Origin of the sequence: Burkholderia sp. Bp8963 (assembly GCF_003854275.1) — a bacterium.
GTDB lineage: Bacteria > Pseudomonadota > Gammaproteobacteria > Burkholderiales > Burkholderiaceae > Burkholderia.
Genome location: NZ_QTQP01000016.1, coordinates 25,533 through 45,654, shown reverse-complemented (window position 1 = coordinate 45,654; position 20,122 = coordinate 25,533). Strand labels below are relative to the sequence as shown.

Here is a 20,122-nt window from a genome sequence, read left to right as displayed (position 1 = left end):
ATGAACCGCATATGAACATCAATCGCGCGCGCGCCCGATACAATGGCGCCACCGCCACGGCGGCGGTGCGCCGGCGTCGGCCGGAGACGCCGCCCGGCCGCGGCTCACCCGAGGTAGCGATTCCGATGCGCAAGAAGCCATCCCCCGTCAAAGACCTGCTGCTGTCCCGCTATGCGCCGATCGCCGACGGCATCGCGACGCTGTTCTTCCCGTACGCGGAAGTCGTGATCCACGACCTGCACGACCAGACCGTGCTGTACCTCGCGAACAACCTGTCGAAACGCGAGGTCGGCGACGATTCCGCGCTCGAGGAAACCGACCACTCGGCACGCGAGCGCGTGATCGGCCCGTACGAGAAGCTCAACTGGGACGGCCGGCGGATGCGTTGCGTCAGCAACGTGCTGTTCGACGACGAAGGGCATCCGGCCGGGATGATGTGCATCAACTTCAACATCGCGGTGTTCGACGAGGTGCGCGCGACGCTCGACCTGTTCATCAAGGGCGCGGGCGTCGTCGCGCAACCGGACGAGCTGTTCCGCGACGACTGGCAGGAGCGCATCAACACGTTCCTGCACGGCTGGCTGCACGAGCGGCAGGTCGGCCTGAACGGGCTCACGCGCGAGCATCGGCGCGAGCTCGTCGAGGCGCTGTACGCGGAAGGCGCGTTCCGCGGCAAGAGCGCGGCGAACTATGTCGCGAACGTGCTCGGGATGGGGCGCGCGACCGTCTACAAGCATCTGAAGCACCTGAAGGAAACGCAGGGCGACATGTAGGCGAGCAGGCGGCCACCGTCGCGCTTCGCGCGCATGGGCGCCGTTGTGCCCCAGGCACGCAACGCGGTGCCGCCTACCCCTCATTCCGGGCGTCGCGGCCAAAAATGATATAGTCGCAGTTACATTTTTTCGCCCGATCGCTACTCGCCCATGCCGACCGCCCTCACCCCCGCGCTTCGCCCGACGCTGACCGTCGAAATCTGGTCCGACCTGATCTGCCCGTGGTGCTGGATCGGCAAGCGCCGTTTCGACGAAGCGCTTGCCGCGTTCGCGCATGCGGACCACGTCGACGTCGTGCTGCGCGCGTATCGGCTGATGCCCGGCCAGCCGGTCGAGCCGGTCGAGGCGATGCTCGGCGGCAAATACCGGCTCGCGCCCGCGCAGGTCGAGCAGATGCTGCGCCAGGTGACCGATGCGGCCGCCAGTGTCGGGCTGCGCTACGACCTGCCCGGCACGCTCGTCGGCGATACGCTCGACGGCCACCGGCTCGTGAAGCTCGCCGAAACGACGGGCCGCGCACACGCGCTGACCGAGCGGCTGTATCGCGCGTACTTCAGCGAGCACGGCTCGCTGTTCGATCACGGCGCGCTCGCCGATTTCGCGGTCGACGCGGGGCTCGAGCGCGCGGCGGTCGAAGCCGTGCTGCGCAGCGACGCGTACCGCGACGAAGTCGACGCCGATATCGAACGCGCCGCGCAGATCGGCGGCCGCGGCGTGCCGCTGTTCGTGTTCGGCGGCCGCTACGCGGTGTCTGGCGCGCAGCCGGCCGACGTGTTCGCGCAGGCGCTCGAGCAGGCGTGGCACGACGGCGTCGTCGCGCTCGACGGCACGATCGGGGACACAAGCGGCAGCGACGACGCAGCCGCCTGCGGCCCCGACGGCTGCGCGCTGCCGCCGGGCGCATAGCCGCACGGGTAACCACCACCCACCGCTGCTGCCGGAAACCGGCAGGAAGCCGCGCCGTGCGGCGTCTACAATGTTGTCTTTCAAAAATAACCAACTGAGAGACCACGAACCCATGACCCACGGTATCCACGGCGAGAAGCGCTGGTACGCGCTGATCGTCCTCTGTCTCGGCGTGCTGATGATCGTGCTCGACAGCACGATCGTGAACGTCGCGCTCCCGTCGATCGGCGCCGACCTGCATTTCAGCGAGACGGCGCTCGTCTGGGTGGTCAACGCGTACCTGCTGACCTTCGGCGGCTGCCTGCTGCTCGGCGGCCGGCTCGGCGACCTGTACGGCCACCGGCGCATGTTCCTCGCGGGCCTCACGGTGTTCACGCTCGCGTCGCTCGCCTGCGGCATCGCGCAATCGCAGGCGATGCTGATTGCCGCGCGCGCGGTACAGGGGTTCGGCGGTGCGATCGTGTCGGCGGTGTCGCTGTCGCTGATCATGAATCTCTTCACCGAAACCGGCGAACGGGCGCGCGCGATGGGCGTCTACGGCTTCGTCTGCGCGGGCGGCGGCAGTGTCGGCGTACTGCTCGGCGGGCTCCTGACGAGCACGCTGTCGTGGCACTGGATCTTTCTCGTCAACCTGCCGATCGGCGTCGCGGTCTACGCGCTGTGCGTCGCGCTGCTGCCGCGCACGCGCGCGCCGGCCGCCGACGCGCGGCTCGACGTCGCGGGCGCGGTCACCGTGACCGCGTCGCTGATGCTCGCCGTCTACGGGATCGTCAACGGCAACGAGGCCGGCTGGCTGTCGACGCAGACCATCGCGCTCGTTGGCACGGCCGCCGCGCTGCTCGCGCTGTTCGTCGCGATCGAGGCGCGGGTCGCGCATCCGCTGATGCCGCTCACGCTGTTCGCCGCGCGCAACGTCGCGCTCGCGAACGCGATCGGCGTGCTGTGGGCCGCCGCGATGTTCGCGTGGTTCTTCCTGTCCGCGCTGTACATGCAGCGCGTGCTCGGCTACCGCCCGTTCCAGGTCGGCCTCGCGTTCCTGCCCGCGAACCTGATCATGGCCGCGTTCTCGCTCGGGCTGTCCGCGCGGATCGTGATGCGCTTCGGGATCCGCGGCCCGATCGCGGCCGGCCTGCTGATCGCCGCATGCGGCCTGGCGCTGTTCTCGTGCGCGCCGGTCGACGGCGGATTCGTCTGGCACGTGCTGCCCGGGATGACGCTGCTCGGCATCGGTGCGGGTGTCGCGTTCAACCCGATGCTGCTGGCCGCGATGAACGACGTCGACCCCGCGGATTCGGGGCTCGCGTCGGGGATCGTCAACACCGCGTTCATGATGGGCGGCGCGCTCGGGCTCGCCGTGCTCGCCAGCCTCGCGGCTGCCCGCACCGATGTGCTGGCGGCAAGCCAGGCCACGCCGCTCGACGCGCTGAATGGCGGCTATCACGTCGCGTTCGCGTGCGGCGCGGTGTTCGCCGCGACGGCCGCGCTGATCGGCCTCGCGCTGCGGATCAGGCAGCAGGATGCGGTCGGCGGCGGGGTCGGCAGCGCGATGCACTGATCTGGTGCGGCGGCCAATGATGACGCGTACCGCGTTCCGGCCTGCGCGAGCGTGTCGCGCGTGCGCACGTCAATTCCGTCGGAGCCCCGTCCAGCAAGGCTGCCCGGGCACCTTCGCCGGATCACCCGATGGCGCCGGTCGACCGATTTTTAACGCGGTCGTACACCACCCCGCCAGTTTTGCGACAATGTCGGACTTTGACCCGCGAGCTGCCACCGAACGCCGCATAACCGCCTGCTTCCGATGTCGCTTCCTCATATCGATCTGCTGTACTCCCTGTCCGGCCTGTTCGTCGGCATCCTCGTCGGCCTGACGGGCGTTGGCGGCGGTTCGCTGATGACGCCGATCCTCGTGCTGCTGTTCGGCGTCCATCCGGCGACGGCGGTCGGCACCGACCTGCTGTACGCGGCCGCGACCAAGGCGACCGGCACCCTCGTGCACGGGCTCAAAGGCACGGTCGACTGGCGCATCACGGGCCGGCTCGCGGCCGGCAGTGTCCCCGCGTCGGCCCTCACGCTGTGGATGCTGCATACGTACGGGATGCAGTCGCCCGGCGCCGGCCGCATGATCCAGCTCGTGCTCGGCTGCGCGCTGCTCCTCACGTCGCTCGCGCTGATCTTCAGGCCGCAGCTCACCGCGCTGGCCGCGCGCAATCCGCTCGCGCCAAGCCCCGCGCGCACGCTGTGGTCCACCGTGCTGACCGGCGCCGTGCTCGGCATGCTGGTGTCGATGACCTCGGTCGGCGCCGGCGCAATCGGCGTGACCGTGCTGCTGCTGCTGTACCCGGCGCTCGCGACGACCCGCATCGTCGGCTCGGACATCGCGCACGCGGTGCCGCTCACGCTGATCGCCGGGATGGGTCACTGGCTGCTCGGCTCGGTCGACTTGTCGATGCTGCTGTCGCTGCTGCTCGGCTCGCTGCCCGGCATCGTGATCGGCAGCGTGCTGTCCGCACGCGCGCCCGAGCGCCTGCTGCGCAACCTGCTCGCGTCGACGCTCGTCGCGGTCGGCGTGCGGCTCGTGCTCGCGTAAGCGAACCGCCGCGGGATCCCGCGGCGAAGTCGCGAAGTCGCGAAGTCGTGAAACGGCGCAGCGCCGGACGGCGTACGCGACCCAAAATGAATGACGCCGCCCGGCTCGCGATGAACCGGGCGGCGTTTTTTTACGTCAAGTCAGGCGGCGCACGGCCCGCCCGACATGACTGCCCTTACTGCCCCTGCTGCTGCAGCTTCTGCTGGCGCAACTGCTGCGTGCGCATCTGCAGCTTCAGCACGCGCTGCAACGCCGCGCGGTTCGCGAGGATGTTGTCGTAGAAGTGGCCGAGATCGCCCTTCAACGCGGTCCGCGACGGATCGTTCAGGTAGATCATGTGGCCCGACGGGTAATTCCGGATCGCCAGGTTCTGCGCCTTGAGCGTCGGGTCGAGCGGCATCTGCTTCAGCGTCAGCTCGGTCTGGTGGAATGGCGTGACCGCGTCGAAGTAACCGTTCGCGGACAGCACCTTCAGATCCGGGTTGAGGCTCATCGTCGATGCGAGATCGCCCGCCGTGTACAGCGTATTGCCGCCGCCCTTGTTCGTGCCCGTCGGGTCGATGTGGCTGAAGTCCCAGTTGTTGAACACCTGGTCGTTCAGGTCGACGAACGACGACGTCGACGTGTACTGCAGGTCGGTGTTCAGGTAGCTGTTCCACAGCACGGTGTACGCGCCGCCGATGTTGTTGATCGACGGATCGTTGCCGCCCGAGTTCGGCTGGATGAACGGCGCGATGCCCTGGCCCGTGTAGTTCGCGCGGCCGTCATACTGGCCGATCTGGATGCCCGGCACGAGCGTCAGGAAGAACGTGTACGGCGGGTTGTTGTTAGACGACGGCACGTTACCGAGCGCGGCCGGGTTGCCGAAGGTCTGGATCAGCGAGACCGGATCGGTGCCGATGTACGACCCCATCTGCTGCGCGGCCTGCAGGTTCAGGTTCAGCCGCACGTTCACGAAGCCGCCGTCCTGCGGGTTCGGCGCCTGCGCGAGCGGCGCGAGCACGCCGTCCGCATAGTTGCGCGCCTGGACCATGTAGCTGTCGAGGTCGGCCGGCTGCGGGTTGAGCGTCGTCTTCTTCCAGTAGAACGCGTCGGCGGCGAGCGTCGGGAACGTGCCGACCGCGCTCAACGCATTCGAGTAGTCGAGGATCGACGACTGCAGCGTGATCCCGTTCAGCTCGACGCCGTCCTCATGCAGCACCCACGACACCACCGCGCTGCGCGCCGTGCCGTACGACTCGCCGAACAGGAACTTCGGCGAGTTCCAGCGCGCGTACTTCGTCAGGTAGCGCTGGATGAAACGGTCGATCGAGCGCGCGTCCTGGTCGACGCCCCAGAAGTCCTTGTTCTTCGCCGGGGCGATCGCCGCCGAGTAACCGGTGCCGACCGGGTTGATGAACACGAGGTCGGAACGGTCGAGCAGGCTGTCCGGGTTGTCGAGCAGCTTGTACGGCGCGGGCGGCGTGAAGTTCGGGAACGACGACTGCAGGCGCTTCGGCCCGAACGAGCCGAGCAGCAGGTACACCGACGACGAGCCCGGGCCGCCGTTGTAGAAGAACGTGACCGGCCGCGGCTTCGACGGGTCGGGATTGTCCTGCGTGTACGCGACGTAGAACATCTTCGCGTTCGGCTGCGACGTGACGGGGTCGATCGTCGTCAGGTGGCCGGCCGTCGCCGTGTAGTTGACGACCTTGCCGCCGATCGTGACCTGCCGGTGCACGACCGCGGCGCCTTCGGTCGCGTCCGTGACCGCGTCGTTGGGGCCGGTGCCGTACACGTCGGTGTCGACGTACGGCTGATCGGGCTGCGTGGCGTTCGACGCCGTGCTGGTCGATCCGCTGCCCGCGGACGCCGGCGCGTTCGCGGCCGTGTTGGCGGCGGCCGCCGACGCGGACGGACTCGCGCCGTCGTCGCCGCCGCAACCCGTGACGAGCAGCGCAGCGGCTGTCGCCGCGACCAGCGGCCCGCTCAGTGTCGTTCCGAATAGCGCGAAACCGTCTTTCAAGGACTTCAGTGTCGTCATTATTGCCTCTCGAACAGAACGATAAATGTCGCCGGACCCAAGGGATGATTGGTTCCGGCGTTCCGCACCAGGAGCGCATTCGTTATGCGACGCACTCCGAGTTTTTTACCGGCTCGGCGTTGACCGACCGGCATGATTTACCCCACCCGATATTCAGCGATTGCACAATGGAAACAATTCCATTGAAAACGGAAACCCGCAATTCAGATGCAACTCCAGCGCCATCCGTAATCGCACACAAATCGACAGCAAAAACATTCCCCGCAAAGCCAGCCCTGGCAAGGCTGCTCCGCATCGACACGACGAACCGCCCCCTTCGGCACGACGCCGATTAATCGCCGAACGACGATCAATCCCGGTCTCTGCCGAACGAATGAAATCGAAAGGATTGGTTAATTAAATGGAAAGGAATATTCTCTCAATGTAATTTATTAAATTAAGTGAAAATATCGGCGCATAATAGATTCCGGGTTTCCTGCCGTAAAGCAATAATTTGTTACAGGCCCCGTCATTCAGCGAATGTGAAAGCTGGGACCGATTCCGGAAAGATCAAGGCAATAAAAAAAACCGGACGCTGGCGTCCGGTTTTTCGGCATGCGCTGACGCGCGTTCAAGGCATTCAGAGCGGCACGTCGATCGCCCCCGCGGCGGCCGTGATCGCGTTGCCGCCCGGCGCGGTCGAGATCGGCGGCAGGTTCGCGCCCGTCAGCGCCGGCGCCGCGCCCGGCGTGCCGCCGCGCGGCACCGTGCGGATCACCTGCGACGGCGGCAGCGGCACGCCGTTCTTCAGGTGCCGCCACATCAGGTTCAGCGCCTGCAGGTCGTAGTAGTGGACCGGCACGAACCGCGTATCGAACCCGGCGACCGGCAGGAACGCATCGAAGTGCTGACCGTTCGTCACCTCGTAGAACGCGAGCTGGCTGCGGCCGCCTTCGCTGATGCTGTTCTGCGCGACGTAGGCGCGCGACGCGTGGTTCACCGGCACGAGCGCGTCGTTGCGGCCGTGCACGATGATCGCGGGCTTGCCCTGCAGGTTCGCATTCACGCGCACCGCGTCGACGTTCGCGGGCAGGTTCAGCATCCCGTTCGTCCACAGCCGGCGCAGGCACAGCGCACCCGCGAAACTCGCGTCCGGCGTCGCGAGGCGGTGATCGATGCCGGTCGCGGCGCCCGTGTTGAACACGAGGCTGATGCCGTTGGTCGGCGGCACGCCGTTGCCCGCGCCGAACACGCTCGGCATCGGCGACGCAGCGGGCGGCGCGACCGCGCCGGTGGCCGGATTCGTCGTCGCGAAGCTGAAGTTGCACAGGTTGTCGACGACGCGCGAGCGCGTGTACGCATTCGCATAGGTCACCGCGATCGCCGGGATCGCCTGCGAATCCCACATCGGCGCCTGCAACGGGTCCGAATCGGCCAGGTAGCCGGCCGTGTGCAGTTGCGCGAGCGCATCGGCGGCCTGGCTCTGCAGGTCCGCGCCCGCGACGAGCCCGGCCGCGGCGAGCGTCGCGCAGCGCTGTGTGCGGATCGACTGCGTGACGGCCTGCGGCAGCGCGCTCAGGTACGGCGCGCCGGCGAGCGCGGACGCCGCCGCCGCGCACGGCTGCAGCAGGTTGGCAAGCGTCGCGTAGTCGGCGAGCGGCCGCCCGAACGACGGCACCGGCGCGCCGCCCTGCCGCACGAGCGCGTTCGGCGCCATCCGCACGTTGATCTGCGGCTCGCCGACGACAACCGCGGTGATCCAGTTGCGCGTGTCCTGCTCGGCCGCCGCGAGCGCGGCGCCACCACCGTTGCTGACCGACGCGGCGATCGTCGTGATATCGCCGGGCCGGTAGCGCACGCCGTGACGCTTGCCGTCGATCAGCGGTCCGAACTGCTCGTTGAGCGCCCAGTACGCGAACTCGACCGCCTGCAGCGTCACGTGCCCCCAGTCCTGCTCGGGATTCTGCTGCGAATGCGCGTGCTTGAACGCATAGCGGTTCGGGAACTGCGCGTTGAATGCGGTCAGCTCGCTGCTCGTCGCGTTCGCGGTGAAGAGGCTCGCGTTGCCGGCAAGCACCGCGTTCGCGAGCGTGCCGTCGATCAGCGTGACGGTGTCCGAGCCGAGCTCGTGCGCGCCGTTGCCGCCGCCCTTGTCGTTGTATGCGACCGCGCAGCCGCGCTTCAAGCCCCATTCGCCGGCGGCCGAGATCGCGCCGTACACGCCGCGCGAGCCGGACGACGTCGCGGTGACGATGCACGGCTGCGCGGGATCGAAGCTGGCCGGCACCTGCACGAGCAGCGTGACGTTCTTGCGGCCGCTGCCGTCGTCCGAGTAAGCGAGGTATTCGGTGCCGGCGATCCTGCCTTCGCCGAGCGTGTCGTTGCCGTCGAGATCGACGTTCGGCCCCCAGAAGCGGCCGTAGCCGCCGTTGGCAGTCATGTCGACGAGCGCGCGGTAGTTCGACCAGATCGCGAGGCGGCGCAGCTCGGCCGCCGTCGGCCGGGCCGGGTTCGCAAAGCCGGGGGGCGTCGCGCTAGCGAGGCCCGTCTTGCCGAGGCCGGCCGTCAGCAGGTCGTCGCTCGCGCCGTCGTAGGCCGTCGTGCGCACGTTGCCCGCGATGAAATCCGGCTGGCGGTTGCTTTCCGCGGTTTCGTTGCCGTTGCACGCGCCAAGCATCGTCACCGCCGCGGCCAGTGCCGCACCGAACCGGACTCGCCTGCCCCACCTGGATGTCGTCATCGCCGCCCTCTCTCTCGTTATATGTCTCGATGCATCACAGCGAACGCGGGCCCCGGCATGCCGAGGCCCGCGGGAATGCGAGCGCGGGCGGCGCGCGGGCGCCGCCCGGAGGTCATTGCTGCTGGATGGTCAGCTTGTTGCTGACGGACGTCACGCCCGGCACGCCCTTTGCGGCCGCTTCGGCCTTTTCGATCTGTGCCTGCTCGGGCACCGAGCCCTCGAGCGTGATGGCCCCGCCCTTCGAACGCACGACGATGTTCTTCACATCGACGCCGCTCTCCTTCGAAATCGCCTTGCGCACCGCATAGCCGAGCTTGCGGTTTGCCTGCTTCGCGGTCTTCGCGGCGGCCTTCGATGCGCTCTTCGCGGCGGCGGGCGCTTCGGACGCCGCCGGCTCGCTCGACTGCGCGTACACGCTGCCGGACAGACACACCGCCACCGCGGCCACGCCCAACGCTCTCAACACGATCGACTTCATGCTATCTCCTTGTGATTCGGAACGGCCGCGCACAGTGCGGCCGGGTACCCCCAAAGGCGGCCAGCCCGCGCGCGAGCGCGGCAGGACGGCCGGTGATTTCCACGGCGATGCGAGAGAGGCGAGACGGGCCGGCGACCGGCGCACGCATGAAGCGGGCCGGCCGGGCCGGGCAGCCGCCGGCCGGACGCGCCCGGTCTGATGGAGGGCCGGGTCGCGCGAATCGGGCGCGGCTGCGTCGCACAATGTAATCCAGCGCCCGCGGAAGCGCAAAGTTTTTGACGCGGCGCATCGCGCGGCCGCCGCAGCCGATTCGCGCACGCGCCGCGAAACCGGTTACCATCGCCGCGAATGCGCATCGTTCGTGACCCGTGTCACCGATGTGTCATGCCTGCGTCACCCGCCGATCGCCGCTTATGAAGCCCATCCTGCGCCCCCGCCGGCCACCCCGCATCCTCGCCCGCTTCGTCGCGGTGTCGTGGCGCGACCTCGCGCTGTCGGTCGGACCGACCGTGCTGCTCGCGATCGCCACGGTCTGGCTCGCGATCAAGATGATCCAGCCCGCGCCGCCTTCGACGCTCGTGATCTCGGCCGGCCCGCCCGGCAGCACCTACTGGAACGCCGCGGAGAAGTACAAGGCGATCCTCGCGAAGAACGGCATCACGCTCGACGTCGAGTCGTCCGAGGGTTCCGCGCAGAACCTCGAGCGGCTGTCCAACCCGAACGCGCCGGTCGACGTCGGCTTCGTGCAGAGCGGGATCGGCCCGAAAACGCGCGACGAGCATCTCGTCTCGCTCGGCAGCATCGGCTACGTGCCGCTCGCGATCATGTACCGCGGCCCGGTCGTCGCGCGCCTGTCGGACTTCAACGGCAAGCGGCTCGCGCTCGGCGCGGAAGGCAGCGGCGCGCGCGAGCTGAGCCTCGCGCTGCTGAAAATGAACGGCATCGCGCCGGGCGGCACGACCGAACTGCTGCCGACGTCCGGCGAGGATGCCGCGGCGGCGCTGCTCGACGGCAAGATCGACGCGGCGTTCCTGTCCGGCGACTCGACGCAGATTCCGGTGATGGCGAAGCTGTTCCGTGCGCCGGGCGTACACGTGTATTCGTTCACGCAGGCCGAGGCCTACGCGCGCCGCTTCCCTTACCTGACCGCAATCACGCTGCCCGAGGGCGTCTACGATCTCGGCCGGAACCTGCCGCCCGCGGACATCCATACGGTCGCGCCGACGATCGAGCTGGTCGCGCGCGACACGCTGCATCCGGCGCTGTCGGACCTGCTGATCGAGGCCGCGCGCGAGGTGCACGGCCACGCGACGATCCTGCAGCGCGCGGGCGAATTCCCGTCGCCGATCACACGCAGCTTCCCGCTGTCCGACGATGCGACGCGCTACTACAAGTCGGGCAAGACCTTCCTGTACCGGCGGCTGCCGTTCTGGGTCGCGAGCCTCGTCGACCGGTTGCTGGTGATCGTCGTGCCGCTCATCGTCGTGCTGATTCCGGGGCTGCGGCTGGTGCCGGCGCTGTACGGCTGGCGCGTGCGCTCGCGGATCTACCGCTGGTACGGCGCGCTGATCGCGCTCGAGCGCAGCGCGCTCGGCGAGCATACGGCCGAGGAGCGCGTCGAGCTGCTCGACCGGCTCGACAGCATCGAGGAATCGGTGAACCGGATGAAGATGCCGCTCGCGTATGCGGGGCAGTTCTACGTGCTGCGCGAGCACATCGGCTTCGTGCGCGAGCGGCTCACCGCGCACGATCACGACTTCCCGCACGGCGCCGCGCACGAGCCGGCGCACGGCGGCGACGGCGCCCCACCCCGGGCGACTCCCGGTTCCGCGTGAGCGGACGATCCGCGATCATTGCGGCATCGGCGCGCCGCCACGTAACATGGGAACCGGCGCGCTGCGCGCCCGCCGCCGGGTAGCAGGCCACGGGAGCACCGGCCGCCGGTTGGCCGGCCCCCCTATCCTCAGGAGAACCCCATGACCACAGGCCTCGACACCGCCCAGCCCGCCTGGTTCTTCGATTTCGTCTCGCCGTTCTCCTATCTGCTGCTCGAACAATACGACCGCTGGCCGGACGTGCCGTTCGAGCCGGTCCCGGTAGCGCTCGCCGAGCTGCAGCGTCACTGGGGCCAGCGCCCGGGCTCGGACGTGCCGGCCAGGCGCATCTTCACGTACCGTCACGCGCTGTTTCGCGCGGAGCAGCTCGGGATCCGCTTCAAGATGCCGCCCGCGCACCCGTTCGACTCCGACAAGGCGCTGCGTCTCGCGATCGCGCTGCGCGCCGACATCCCGACGGTGCGCGAGATATTCCGCTTCATCTGGCGCGACGGCAACGATCCGTCGACGCCGGACGGCTTCGTGGCGCTGTGCGAGCGGGTCGGCGTCGGCCACGGCGACCAGCTGATCGAATTCGAGGAGACGGTCGCGCAGCTGCGCCGCAATGCGGCCGATGCGATCGCGCTCGACGTGTTCGGCGTGCCGACGTTCTGGATGAACAAGCAGCTGTTCTGGGGCGAGGACGCGCTGCCGATGGTGCTGTACTGCGCGCGCACGCCGAACTGGCTCGAATCGCGCGAGGTGAAGCGCATCAGCACGCTGCCGAAGGGCCGCGTCTGATACCGGCCATCACGCACGGGCACGCGCGGCTGCGGTAAGGTTACGTTTCGCCCGAATCACCCGCCGCAATGGAAGAAGACGACCGTACCGCCTCGCTCGACATCTGGCTCGTGCGCGTGCTGCGCACGCTGCTGCTCGAGCGCAGCGTCACGCAGGCCGCGCTGCGCCTCAACCAGACCCAGCCCGCGATCAGCACCGCGCTGCGCAAGCTGCGCGAGACGCTGAACGATCCGATCCTGGTGCGCGGCAAGTCGGGAATGGTGCCGACCGAATACGGCGCGTCGCTACTCGACGCCGCGCAGCGCGCGCTTCGCGAAGTCGACTTCATCGCGACGCCGCACGGCGAGTTCGCGCCCGAATCCGCACGCCGCACGTTCCGCGTCGCCGCGCCCGACTACCTGAACGACTTCTTCATGCCGACGCTGATCGAGCGGTTTCGCGACGCGGCGCCGCAAGCGCACCTCGAGATCGATTCGCTGAATCCCACGCTCGACCATGCGGACGCGCTCGAATCCGGCGCGCTCGATCTCGTGATCGGCAACTGGCCGAAGCCCGACCCGCGCTTCGCGCGCGACGACCTGTTCTCCGACACGATCGTCTGTCTGATGCGCGACTCGCATCCGCTCGCGCACGCACCGCTCACGCGCGACGCGTATGCGAACGCCGCGCATCTCGCGCCGACGCCGTACACGGGCGACAAGCGCAACGCGATCGAGATCGGCCTCGCGCGCGCGGGCCTCACGCGGCGGATCGTCACGACGCTGCCGTATTTCGGGATCGTGCCGCAGGTGCTGCTGCAGTCGGACCTGATCTTCACGACGACGCGGCGCTTCGCGACGCACTACGCGCAGATGCTGCCGCTTGTCGTCGTCGCGCCGCCGGTGCCGTTTCCGCGCATCCAGAGCTACCTGCTCACGCATCCGCAACCCGATCGCCCGACCGACATCGCCTGGCTGCGCGCGCTGATGCAGAGCGTGTCGGGCGAGCTGACCGCCGCGCGCGGCAAGCGCAAGCGCTGACGTCCTGCGCGGCGGCGCGCGCCACGCAGGGCCCTCGATGCATCCGCCGAATCAGGATTGCGCGCAGGCCACGCCGGCGCATGCGCATGCGCATGCGCGTGCGCCGCTCATGCGCTGCAGAACGTTTCCTGAAGATGGAGCCAGCGCACCGTGCCTCTCGCGTCGCGCTCGAACACGGCGGTCGAGCGCCGTGCGGGCAATTCGCCCGCTGCCGCATGCTGCGCTTCGCGATACGTGATCACCGCGTGCCGGTCGTTCGCCGCGAGCACGCGGAGCTCCGACAACGTGATGCGCAGCCCCGGTTTCGCGCCCGCGAGCGCAGCGAACAGCGCATGTGTGTCGTCGCGGTCGAACACGCGGCCGTCGGTCATGATCATCGTGAAGCCGGGCGCGAACGGTGCGATCAGCGCGTCGAGCGCGGCCGGCGCGGTGTCGGCGCCGGACAGCCAGCGCTCGATGGTCGCGAGGCTCGCGTCGAGCGCATCGAGAAAGACTTGGGAATCGGACATGGTCACCGGACGAAAAACGCGCGGCCCGCTGCCGCGCAATTCCGTCAGTGTAGGCAAAAGCGCGCGACGGCGGCGCGACGCGCGCTCACCGCACGCAGCACAGGTCGTCCGGCAGGCGGCCGGACGCAGCCGCTTTCACGTCCGCCACGGGCACGCCCGCGCGCGCCTGCAGCAGCTCCGCGCAGACCGCGACCGCGATCGACCCGGGCGCCTTGTCGACGATGCCCGCGACGCCGATCGGGCACACCATCTCGCGCATCCGCAGCGCGTCGACGCCGCGCGCAACGAGCCGGCGCTCGAACTTCACGCGCTTCGTGCGCGAGCCGATCATCCCGAAGTACGCGAAATCGCGCCGCCGCATGATGCGCTCGGCAAGCGCGAAATCGAGCGCGTGGTTGTGCGTCATCACGAGGAAATACGCGCCCGCAGGCGCGTCGTCGACGATCGCCTCCGGCGTGTCGGTCGGCTCGGGCTGCACGTTCGGCGGACATTCGTCCGGGAACAGTTCATCGCGCATGTCGACCCACTGCACGACGCACGGCAGCGCGCCGAGCAGTGTGACGAGCGCATGGCCGACGTGCCCCGCGCCGAACAGCACGATGTGCATCGGCACGGGCACGCCCGTCGCGCGGTTGCGCCGGCCGGTGCCGCGGGGCAGCGTGGTGTCGTAATGCGTGCCATGCGTGCCATGCGTGCCGTCGGCGGGCAGCGGGCGAGCGGAGCGCGGTGCGCCGTTCATGTCAGCCTGCCTGTGCCGCACGCACGGCCTGCACTGCGCGCAGGATCGACTCGCCGGTCGCGGGCGCGTCGAGCGGCGGATTCACGCGATAGTCGCCAACGGCCGCCACCGCATCGCGCACCGCGAAGAACACCGAGAACGGCAGCAACAGCGGCGGTTCGCCGACCGCCTTCGAGCGGTGGATGCTGTCCTCGACGTTGCGGTTCTCGAACAGCCGCACGTTGAACTCGGGCGGCGTGTCGTTGACGGTCGGGATCTTGTACGTGGACGGCGCATGCGTCATCAGCTTGCCGCCCGGGTTCCACCACAGCTCTTCGGTCGTGAGCCAGCCCATCCCCTGGATGAACGCGCCTTCGACCTGGCCAATGTCCAGCGCCGGGTTCAGCGACGCGCCGACATCGTGCAGCGCATCGACGCGCAGCGTGCGCATCTCGCCCGTCAGCGTGTCGATCACGACTTCGGACACGGCCGCACCGTACGCGTAGTAGAAGAACGGCCGGCCCTGCAGCTTCGACTGGTCCCAGTACAGCTTCGGCGTCGCATAGAAGCCATCGGACCACAGCTGCACGCGCGCGAGATACGCCTTCGCGATCACCTCGCCGAACGGCACGCCGTTCTCGCCGACCCACACGGTATCGTTGCCGAACCGCACGTCCGCCGCGTTGACCTTGCCGCCGCCATACTGGCTCGCGGCGAACGCGGCAAGCCGCTCGCGCAGCTGCCGCGCCGCATCCTGCGCGGCCTTGCCGTTCAGGTCCGAGCCGGTCGATGCGGCCGTCGCCGACGTGTTCGCGACCTTGCTCGTATCGGTCGCCGTCACGCGGATCCGCTCGAAGCGGATGCCGAGCTCGTGCGCGACGACCTGCGCGACCTTCGTGTTGAGCCCCTGCCCCATCTCCGTGCCGCCGTGGTTCACGAGCACCGAGCCGTCGGTGTAGATGTGGACGAGCGCACCCGCCTGGTTGAAGTGCGTGACGTTGAACGCGATGCCGAACTTCACCGGCGTCAGCGCGATGCCCTTCTTCAGCACCGGGTTGCGCGCGTTGAATTCGCGCACGCCCGCGCGCCGCGCGCGATAGCCGCTCGTCGCCTCGAGTTCCGCGAGCAGCTCGGGCAGCACGTTGTCCTCGACCGTCTGGCCGTATGGCGTCACGTTGCGCTCGGTCTTGCCGTACAGGTTCGCGTAGCGGACATCGAGCGGATCGCGACCGAGCGCGCGCGCGATGTCGTCGATGATGTACTCGATCGCGAACGCGCCCTGCGGGCCGCCGAAGCCGCGAAACGCGGTGTTCGACTGCGTGTTGGTCTTGCCGCAGTAGCCGGCGATCGACACGTTCGGCAGCCAGTACGCGTTGTCGAAGTGGCAAACGGCGCGCGTCATCACCGGGCCCGACAGGTCGGCCGAGAAGCCGCAGCGCGACGTCATGTCGAGCGACACGCCGTCAATGCGGCCGGCGTCGTCGTAGCCGACGTCGAAGCGGTAATTGAAGTCGTGGCGCTTGCCGGTGATCATCATGTCGTCGTCGCGGTCCGGACGCAGCTTCACCGGGCACAGCAGCTTCCATGCGGCGAGCGCCGCGCAGCACGCGAACAGCCCCGACTGCGATTCCTTGCCGCCGAACCCGCCGCCCATCCGGCGGCATTCGACGAGCACGTTGTGCGACGCGACGCCGAGCATGTGCGCAATCAGGTGCTGCATCTCGCTCGGGTGCTGCGTCGAGCAATACACGTGCATCCCGTCGTCGTCCTTCGGCACCGCGTAGGCAATCTGGCCTTCGAGATAGAACTGCTCCTGGCCGCCGAGACTCATTTCGGCGCCATGGCGATGCGGCGCGGCGTCGAGATGCGCGGCCGCGTCGCCGCGCGCGAGCTTCAGCGGCGGGATCACATAGGTTTCGGCCCGGCGCGCGTCCTTCGCGGTCAGGATCGCGGGCAGCTCCTCGTAGTCGACCTTCGCGCGGCGCGCGGCGAGGCGCGCGGTTTCGTGCGACGTCGCGACGACCATGAACATCGGCTGGCCGACGAACTGCACGACGCCGTCGGCAAGCACCGGGTCGTCGTGGATGATCGGGCCGCAGTCGTTGACGCCGGGAATGTCGTCGGCCGTGAACACGGCGACGACGCCGGGCGTCGCGCGCACCGCGTCGAAGTTCATCGACACGATTTTCGCGTGCGGCTTCGTCGACAGCCCGAGCGCCGCGTGCAGCGTGCCGGCGACGAGCGGGATGTCGTCGGTGTAGGTCGCGCGCCCGCTCACGTGCAGGTGCGCGGATTCGTGCGGACGCGAGATGTGGACCTGCGCGGCGTCGGCCTGCGCGTCGAGGGTGTTCAGGAACGGTTCGGCTTGCTGGTTCATCGTGTGTTCTCCCGTCAGGCGCGCGCCGCTTCAGTTGCCACTTCAGTTGCCACTTCGGCTGCCACTTCACGCACGCTCAATGCCTGCGGCGGCAGCGGATCGTGCGCACGCGTCTCCAGCCAGAAGCGGTACATCAGGTTCTTCGCGGTCTCGAGCCGATAGGTGCTCGTCGCGCGCATGTCGGTGAGCGGCTGGTAGTCGCGCTCGAGCGCCTGCATCGCGGCCTGCGCGGTCGCCTCGTGCCACGGTGCGCCGTCGAGCACGGCTTCCGTGTGCGTCGCGCGCTTCGGCGTCGCGGCCATCCCGCCGAACGCGATGCGCGGCTCGCGGATCGTGTCGCCGTCCGCGATGAACGCGAATGCCGCGCACACGGCCGAGATGTCCGAATCGAAGCGCTTCGACAGCTTGTACGTGCGGAACCGCAGGTTCGCGCGCGCGCCGCTGCGAGTCGGCACCTTCACGCCGACGACGAATTCGTGCGGCGCCATGTCCTTCTGCTGGTAGCCCGTGTAGAGCGCCTCGAGCGGCAGCTCGCGCACGGCGTCGCCGCCGCGCAGCACCACGCGCGCGCCGAGCGCGATCAGGCCCGGCATCGCGTCGCCGATCGGCGAGCCGTTCGCGATGTTGCCGCCGAGCGTGCCCGCGTTGCGGATCGGCAGCGACGCGAAGCGCTTCCACATCTCGGTCAGCTCCGGATAGGTCTCGGCGAGCGCCGCGTACCCATCCTCGACGGTGACGCCCGCGCCGATCTCGATCCAGTCGTCGCCGTGCACGATGCGCTGCAGTTCGGCGACCTGGCCGACGTAGATCAGATCGTCGAGCCGGCGCATCTGCTTCGTGACCCACAGGCCGATGTCCGTGCTGCCCGCGAGAATGCGCGCGTCGGGGCGCTCGGCCTTCAGCGCGGCCAGCGCGTCGAGCGTGCGCGGCGCCGCGAAGCGCGCGCCGTTGGCTTCATAGTCGAACGTTTCGTCGCGCTTCAGCGACGCGAGCGTGCGCGCGAGCGCGGCCGTGTCGACGGCGGGCGGCTGCGCACCTTCGCCGGCCGCGCCTTCGCCGGTCGCACCTTCGCCGGCCGCGTCGAACATCCGCACCGCCGCGTCGACGATCGGCCGATAACCCGTGCAGCGGCACAGGTTGCCGGTCAGCGCGTCGGCGATCTCGGTGCGCGTCGGCACGTCCTTCGCGTTCGCGCAGGCGCTGCCGCATCCTTCGTGGCCGTGCTTTTCGTACAGCGCCCACATCGACATCACGAAACCGGGCGTGCAGAAACCGCACTGCGAGCCGTGGCAATCGACCATTGCCTGCTGCACGGGGTGCAGTGAGCCATCCGGCCGGCGCAGGTCCTCGACGGTCAGCAGCGCCTTGCCGTCGAGCGTCGGCAGGAACTGGATGCATGCGTTGACGGCCTTGAACGCGACCGTGCCTGCGTCGGTCAACTCGCCGACGACGACCGTGCATGCGCCGCAGTCGCCTTCCGCGCAGCCCTCCTTGGTGCCGGTGCAATGCGCGTCCTCGCGCAGGTATTGCAGCACGGTGCGGGTGACGTCCGCGCCGCCGACTTCGCGGATCGCATGACGATGATAGAAACGGATCGGCTCACTCATGTCTCGTAACGCTCTTCAAGTTGGGCAACACGGCCCGCGCCGATGCAGCGGACCGTCGTCTTCTCTGACAGTTTGAACGCTATCACCGTCAAATTCCGCAACCCATAGCCCATCGCGCATGCGGCCCATATAACTGCGGCGATATGTGGCCCGGCGCGGGTTTCCGCCTGTCACGCATGGTCGCCCGATTGCGTGAAATGCGCGCGTGGCGGCCTGCGCGGGCGTCCTGGGCGTGGAATGAGCGGCTGATGAGCGAGTTTCGGGCGGATCATGAGCGGAATCAGGTGCCGATTAACTAAATGGTACCTGCGAGAAAACCGGTTCCATGGGAAAATCCCGATTCCATTTTCGGCCGCCGTCCGTCCCTTTTCGTCCCTTATTTGCGCCGTTCAGCTCAACGTTCCGACCCCATGTCAACCGATTCCGCCTCGACGCCGCGCAGCGGGTTTGCCGTCACGCTGCAAATCATCTCCGTCGTCTGCTTCACGTTCATCTGCTACCTGACCATCGGCCTGCCGCTCGCGGTGCTGCCGGGCTTCGTCCATGACGACCTCGGTTTTTCGGCGATCGTCGCGGGCGCGGCGATCAGCGTCCAGTATTTCGCGACACTCGCGTCGCGGCCGCTCGCCGGGCGGCTCGCCGACTCGCTCGGCCCGAAGCAGACGGTAGTGCGCGGGCTGATCGGCTGCGGCGTGTCCGGCGTGCTGCTGCTCGTCGCGCTGCTGCTCGCGCACTGGCCCGCCGCGAGCCTCGTGCTGCTGGTCGCGAGCCGGCTCGTGCTGGGCGTCGGCGAAAGCCTGTGCGGCACCGGCGCGATTCTGTGGGGGATCGGCCGCGTCGGCATCACGCACAACGCGAAGGTGATCTCGTGGAACGGCATCGCGACCTACGGCGCGCTCGCGCTCGGTGCGCCGGTCGGCGTCGCGATCGCGCATGTGCTGAACCCGGCGCTGATCGGCGTGATCGTGGTCGCGCTCGCGGCGCTCGGCTATTACCTCGCGCGCCTGATCGCCGCGGTGCCGGTCGTGCACGGCGAACGGATGTCGTATGCGAGCGTGTTCACGCGCGTGCTGCCGCACGGCCTCGGCCTCGCGCTCGGCTCGGCCGGCTTCGGCTCGATCGCGACCTTCGTCACGCTGTACTACGCGGCGCGCCATTGGCCGAACGCCGCGCTGTCGCTGACCGTGTTCGGCACGCTGTTCATCGGCGCGCGCCTGCTGTTCGCGAACATGATCAAGACCTACGGCGGGTTCCGCGTCGCGATCGTGTCGTTCGCGTTCGAAGCGTCGGGGCTGCTGTTGCTGTGGCTCGCGCCGGTGCCGCACGTCGCGCTGGTCGGCGCGGCGCTGACCGGCTTCGGCTTCGCACTGATCTTCCCCGCGCTCGGCGTCGAGGCGGTCGCGCTCGTGCCGCCCGCGAGCCGCGGCGCGGCGCTGTCCGCTTATTCGGTGTTCCTCGACCTGTCGCTCGGCATCACGGGGCCGCTCGCGGGCTACGTCGCCGGCGCGTTTGGCTATCCGCAGGTGTTCCTGTTCGCGGCGGTCGCGTCGGCGGCCGGCGTTGCGCTGTCGATGCTGCTGTACCAGCGGCAGGCTCGCGTGGCCGGGCGCGGCGCGGCGGCCTGAGCGGCGCGTGCCGGCCGGCGGATTTCACGCGGCCGCAGCGGGTCCGGCAAAGGGACAAAAGGACGAAAGGACAAAGGACAAAGGACAAGCCGCCTGCAGCGCGCGGGCGGCTCGAATGAACGACGAACCCCACGTTTTCAGGAGCGTGGGGTTTTGTCTTTTCAGG

At 68.7% G+C, this 20,122-nt stretch carries 16 protein-coding genes; 9 read left to right on the top strand and 7 right to left on the bottom strand.

What is annotated here, in order from left to right:
* Positions 1–11 precede the first annotated feature (11 nt).
* The 4 genes from DID96_RS15710 (at position 12) to DID96_RS15695 (ending at position 4,266) form a co-directional block, all read left to right on the top strand.
* Complete coding sequence (locus DID96_RS15710; RefSeq protein WP_124600213.1) at positions 12–773, top strand: transcriptional regulator; 762 nt, start codon at positions 12–14, stop codon at positions 771–773.
* Between the two features lie 150 nt (positions 774–923).
* Positions 924–1,679: a DsbA family oxidoreductase gene (locus tag DID96_RS15705; protein ID WP_124600212.1), complete on the top strand. Its 756-nt coding sequence runs from the start codon at positions 924–926 to the stop codon at positions 1,677–1,679.
* A 112-nt stretch (positions 1,680–1,791) separates the two neighbouring features.
* The gene (locus DID96_RS15700; protein ID WP_124600211.1) at positions 1,792–3,234 is read left to right on the top strand and encodes an MFS transporter; all 1,443 of its coding nucleotides are present in this window, start codon (positions 1,792–1,794) and stop codon (positions 3,232–3,234) included.
* Between the two features lie 243 nt (positions 3,235–3,477).
* Positions 3,478–4,266, top strand: a complete 789-nt coding sequence (locus DID96_RS15695) for a sulfite exporter TauE/SafE family protein (RefSeq protein WP_124600210.1) — start codon at positions 3,478–3,480, stop codon at positions 4,264–4,266.
* A gap of 175 nt (positions 4,267–4,441) precedes the next feature.
* On the opposite strand, the gene DID96_RS15690 is transcribed toward DID96_RS15695, so the two are convergent.
* On the bottom strand, positions 4,442–6,289 hold the full coding sequence (locus tag DID96_RS15690; protein WP_124600209.1) for a S10 family peptidase: 1,848 nt from the start codon (positions 6,287–6,289) through the stop codon (positions 4,442–4,444).
* Between the two features lie 44 nt (positions 6,290–6,333).
* On the opposite strand from DID96_RS15690, the gene DID96_RS15685 reads away from it, so the two are divergent.
* Positions 6,334–6,624 carry a hypothetical protein gene (locus tag DID96_RS15685; RefSeq protein ID WP_124600208.1) on the top strand — a complete coding sequence of 97 codons (291 nt, stop codon included), beginning with the start codon at positions 6,334–6,336 and terminating at the stop codon, positions 6,622–6,624.
* A gap of 284 nt (positions 6,625–6,908) precedes the next feature.
* On the opposite strand, the gene DID96_RS15680 is transcribed toward DID96_RS15685, so the two are convergent.
* Together DID96_RS15680 and DID96_RS15675 are read right to left on the bottom strand one after the other, a co-directional pair.
* Complete coding sequence (locus tag DID96_RS15680; protein WP_124600207.1) at positions 6,909–9,008, bottom strand: D-(-)-3-hydroxybutyrate oligomer hydrolase; 2,100 nt, start codon at positions 9,006–9,008, stop codon at positions 6,909–6,911.
* A gap of 112 nt (positions 9,009–9,120) precedes the next feature.
* Positions 9,121–9,486: a BON domain-containing protein gene (locus tag DID96_RS15675; protein WP_124600206.1), complete on the bottom strand. Its 366-nt coding sequence runs from the start codon at positions 9,484–9,486 to the stop codon at positions 9,121–9,123.
* Between the two features lie 413 nt (positions 9,487–9,899).
* Between DID96_RS15675 and DID96_RS15670 the strand changes: the two genes are divergently transcribed.
* From DID96_RS15670 to DID96_RS15660, 3 genes are all read left to right on the top strand, one after another.
* Positions 9,900–11,321 carry a TAXI family TRAP transporter solute-binding subunit gene (locus DID96_RS15670; RefSeq protein ID WP_124600205.1) on the top strand — a complete coding sequence of 474 codons (1,422 nt, stop codon included), beginning with the start codon at positions 9,900–9,902 and terminating at the stop codon, positions 11,319–11,321.
* A gap of 141 nt (positions 11,322–11,462) precedes the next feature.
* Positions 11,463–12,101 (top strand): DsbA family protein, encoded by a 639-nt coding sequence (locus DID96_RS15665; RefSeq protein ID WP_124600204.1) that lies wholly within the window; start codon positions 11,463–11,465, stop codon positions 12,099–12,101.
* A gap of 68 nt (positions 12,102–12,169) precedes the next feature.
* A complete protein-coding gene (locus tag DID96_RS15660; protein WP_124600203.1) occupies positions 12,170–13,120 on the top strand; it encodes a LysR family transcriptional regulator in 951 nt (316 codons plus the stop codon).
* 107 nt (positions 13,121–13,227) lie between these two features.
* Here the strand turns inward: DID96_RS15660 and DID96_RS15655 are convergent, their stop codons facing one another.
* The 4 genes from DID96_RS15655 to xdhA all read right to left on the bottom strand — a co-directional run bounded on the left by DID96_RS15655 (position 13,228) and on the right by xdhA (position 18,331).
* Positions 13,228–13,629 (bottom strand): nuclear transport factor 2 family protein, encoded by a 402-nt coding sequence (locus DID96_RS15655; protein WP_124600202.1) that lies wholly within the window; start codon positions 13,627–13,629, stop codon positions 13,228–13,230.
* Between the two features lie 85 nt (positions 13,630–13,714).
* Entirely contained in the window at positions 13,715–14,368 is a 654-nt protein-coding gene (gene xdhC / locus DID96_RS15650) for a xanthine dehydrogenase accessory protein XdhC (protein WP_124600201.1), read from the bottom strand.
* A gap of 1 nt (position 14,369) precedes the next feature.
* A complete protein-coding gene (xdhB, locus tag DID96_RS15645) occupies positions 14,370–16,724 on the bottom strand; it encodes a xanthine dehydrogenase molybdopterin binding subunit (protein ID WP_124600200.1) in 2,355 nt (784 codons plus the stop codon).
* 14 nt (positions 16,725–16,738) lie between these two features.
* The gene (gene xdhA / locus DID96_RS15640) at positions 16,739–18,331 is read right to left on the bottom strand and encodes a xanthine dehydrogenase small subunit (RefSeq protein WP_124600199.1); all 1,593 of its coding nucleotides are present in this window, start codon (positions 18,329–18,331) and stop codon (positions 16,739–16,741) included.
* A 410-nt stretch (positions 18,332–18,741) separates the two neighbouring features.
* Here xdhA and DID96_RS15635 point away from each other — a divergent pair, with 410 nt between their 5' ends.
* Positions 18,742–19,956, top strand: coding sequence for an MFS transporter (locus DID96_RS15635; RefSeq protein ID WP_124600198.1), 1,215 nt, complete (start codon positions 18,742–18,744; stop codon positions 19,954–19,956).
* Positions 19,957–20,122 lie beyond the last annotated feature (166 nt).

What these genes read in the sequence shown, in the direction of transcription:
- DID96_RS15710 (WP_124600213.1), top strand. Translation starts at nt 12, where the DNA reads ATGAACATCAATCGCGCGCGCGCCCGATACAATGGCGCCACCGCCACG.
- DID96_RS15705 (WP_124600212.1), top strand. Translation starts at nt 924, where the DNA reads ATGCCGACCGCCCTCACCCCCGCGCTTCGCCCGACGCTGACCGTCGAA.
- DID96_RS15700 (WP_124600211.1), top strand. Translation starts at nt 1,792, where the DNA reads ATGACCCACGGTATCCACGGCGAGAAGCGCTGGTACGCGCTGATCGTC.
- DID96_RS15695 (WP_124600210.1), top strand. Translation starts at nt 3,478, where the DNA reads ATGTCGCTTCCTCATATCGATCTGCTGTACTCCCTGTCCGGCCTGTTC.
- DID96_RS15690 (WP_124600209.1), bottom strand. Translation starts at nt 6,289, where the DNA reads ATGACGACACTGAAGTCCTTGAAAGACGGTTTCGCGCTATTCGGAACG.
- DID96_RS15685 (WP_124600208.1), top strand. Translation starts at nt 6,334, where the DNA reads ATGATTGGTTCCGGCGTTCCGCACCAGGAGCGCATTCGTTATGCGACG.
- DID96_RS15680 (WP_124600207.1), bottom strand. Translation starts at nt 9,008, where the DNA reads ATGACGACATCCAGGTGGGGCAGGCGAGTCCGGTTCGGTGCGGCACTG.
- DID96_RS15675 (WP_124600206.1), bottom strand. Translation starts at nt 9,486, where the DNA reads ATGAAGTCGATCGTGTTGAGAGCGTTGGGCGTGGCCGCGGTGGCGGTG.
- DID96_RS15670 (WP_124600205.1), top strand. Translation starts at nt 9,900, where the DNA reads ATGAAGCCCATCCTGCGCCCCCGCCGGCCACCCCGCATCCTCGCCCGC.
- DID96_RS15665 (WP_124600204.1), top strand. Translation starts at nt 11,463, where the DNA reads ATGACCACAGGCCTCGACACCGCCCAGCCCGCCTGGTTCTTCGATTTC.
- DID96_RS15660 (WP_124600203.1), top strand. Translation starts at nt 12,170, where the DNA reads ATGGAAGAAGACGACCGTACCGCCTCGCTCGACATCTGGCTCGTGCGC.
- DID96_RS15655 (WP_124600202.1), bottom strand. Translation starts at nt 13,629, where the DNA reads ATGTCCGATTCCCAAGTCTTTCTCGATGCGCTCGACGCGAGCCTCGCG.
- xdhC (WP_124600201.1), bottom strand. Translation starts at nt 14,368, where the DNA reads ATGAACGGCGCACCGCGCTCCGCTCGCCCGCTGCCCGCCGACGGCACG.
- xdhB (WP_124600200.1), bottom strand. Translation starts at nt 16,724, where the DNA reads ATGAACCAGCAAGCCGAACCGTTCCTGAACACCCTCGACGCGCAGGCC.
- xdhA (WP_124600199.1), bottom strand. Translation starts at nt 18,331, where the DNA reads ATGAGTGAGCCGATCCGTTTCTATCATCGTCATGCGATCCGCGAAGTC.
- DID96_RS15635 (WP_124600198.1), top strand. Translation starts at nt 18,742, where the DNA reads ATGTCAACCGATTCCGCCTCGACGCCGCGCAGCGGGTTTGCCGTCACG.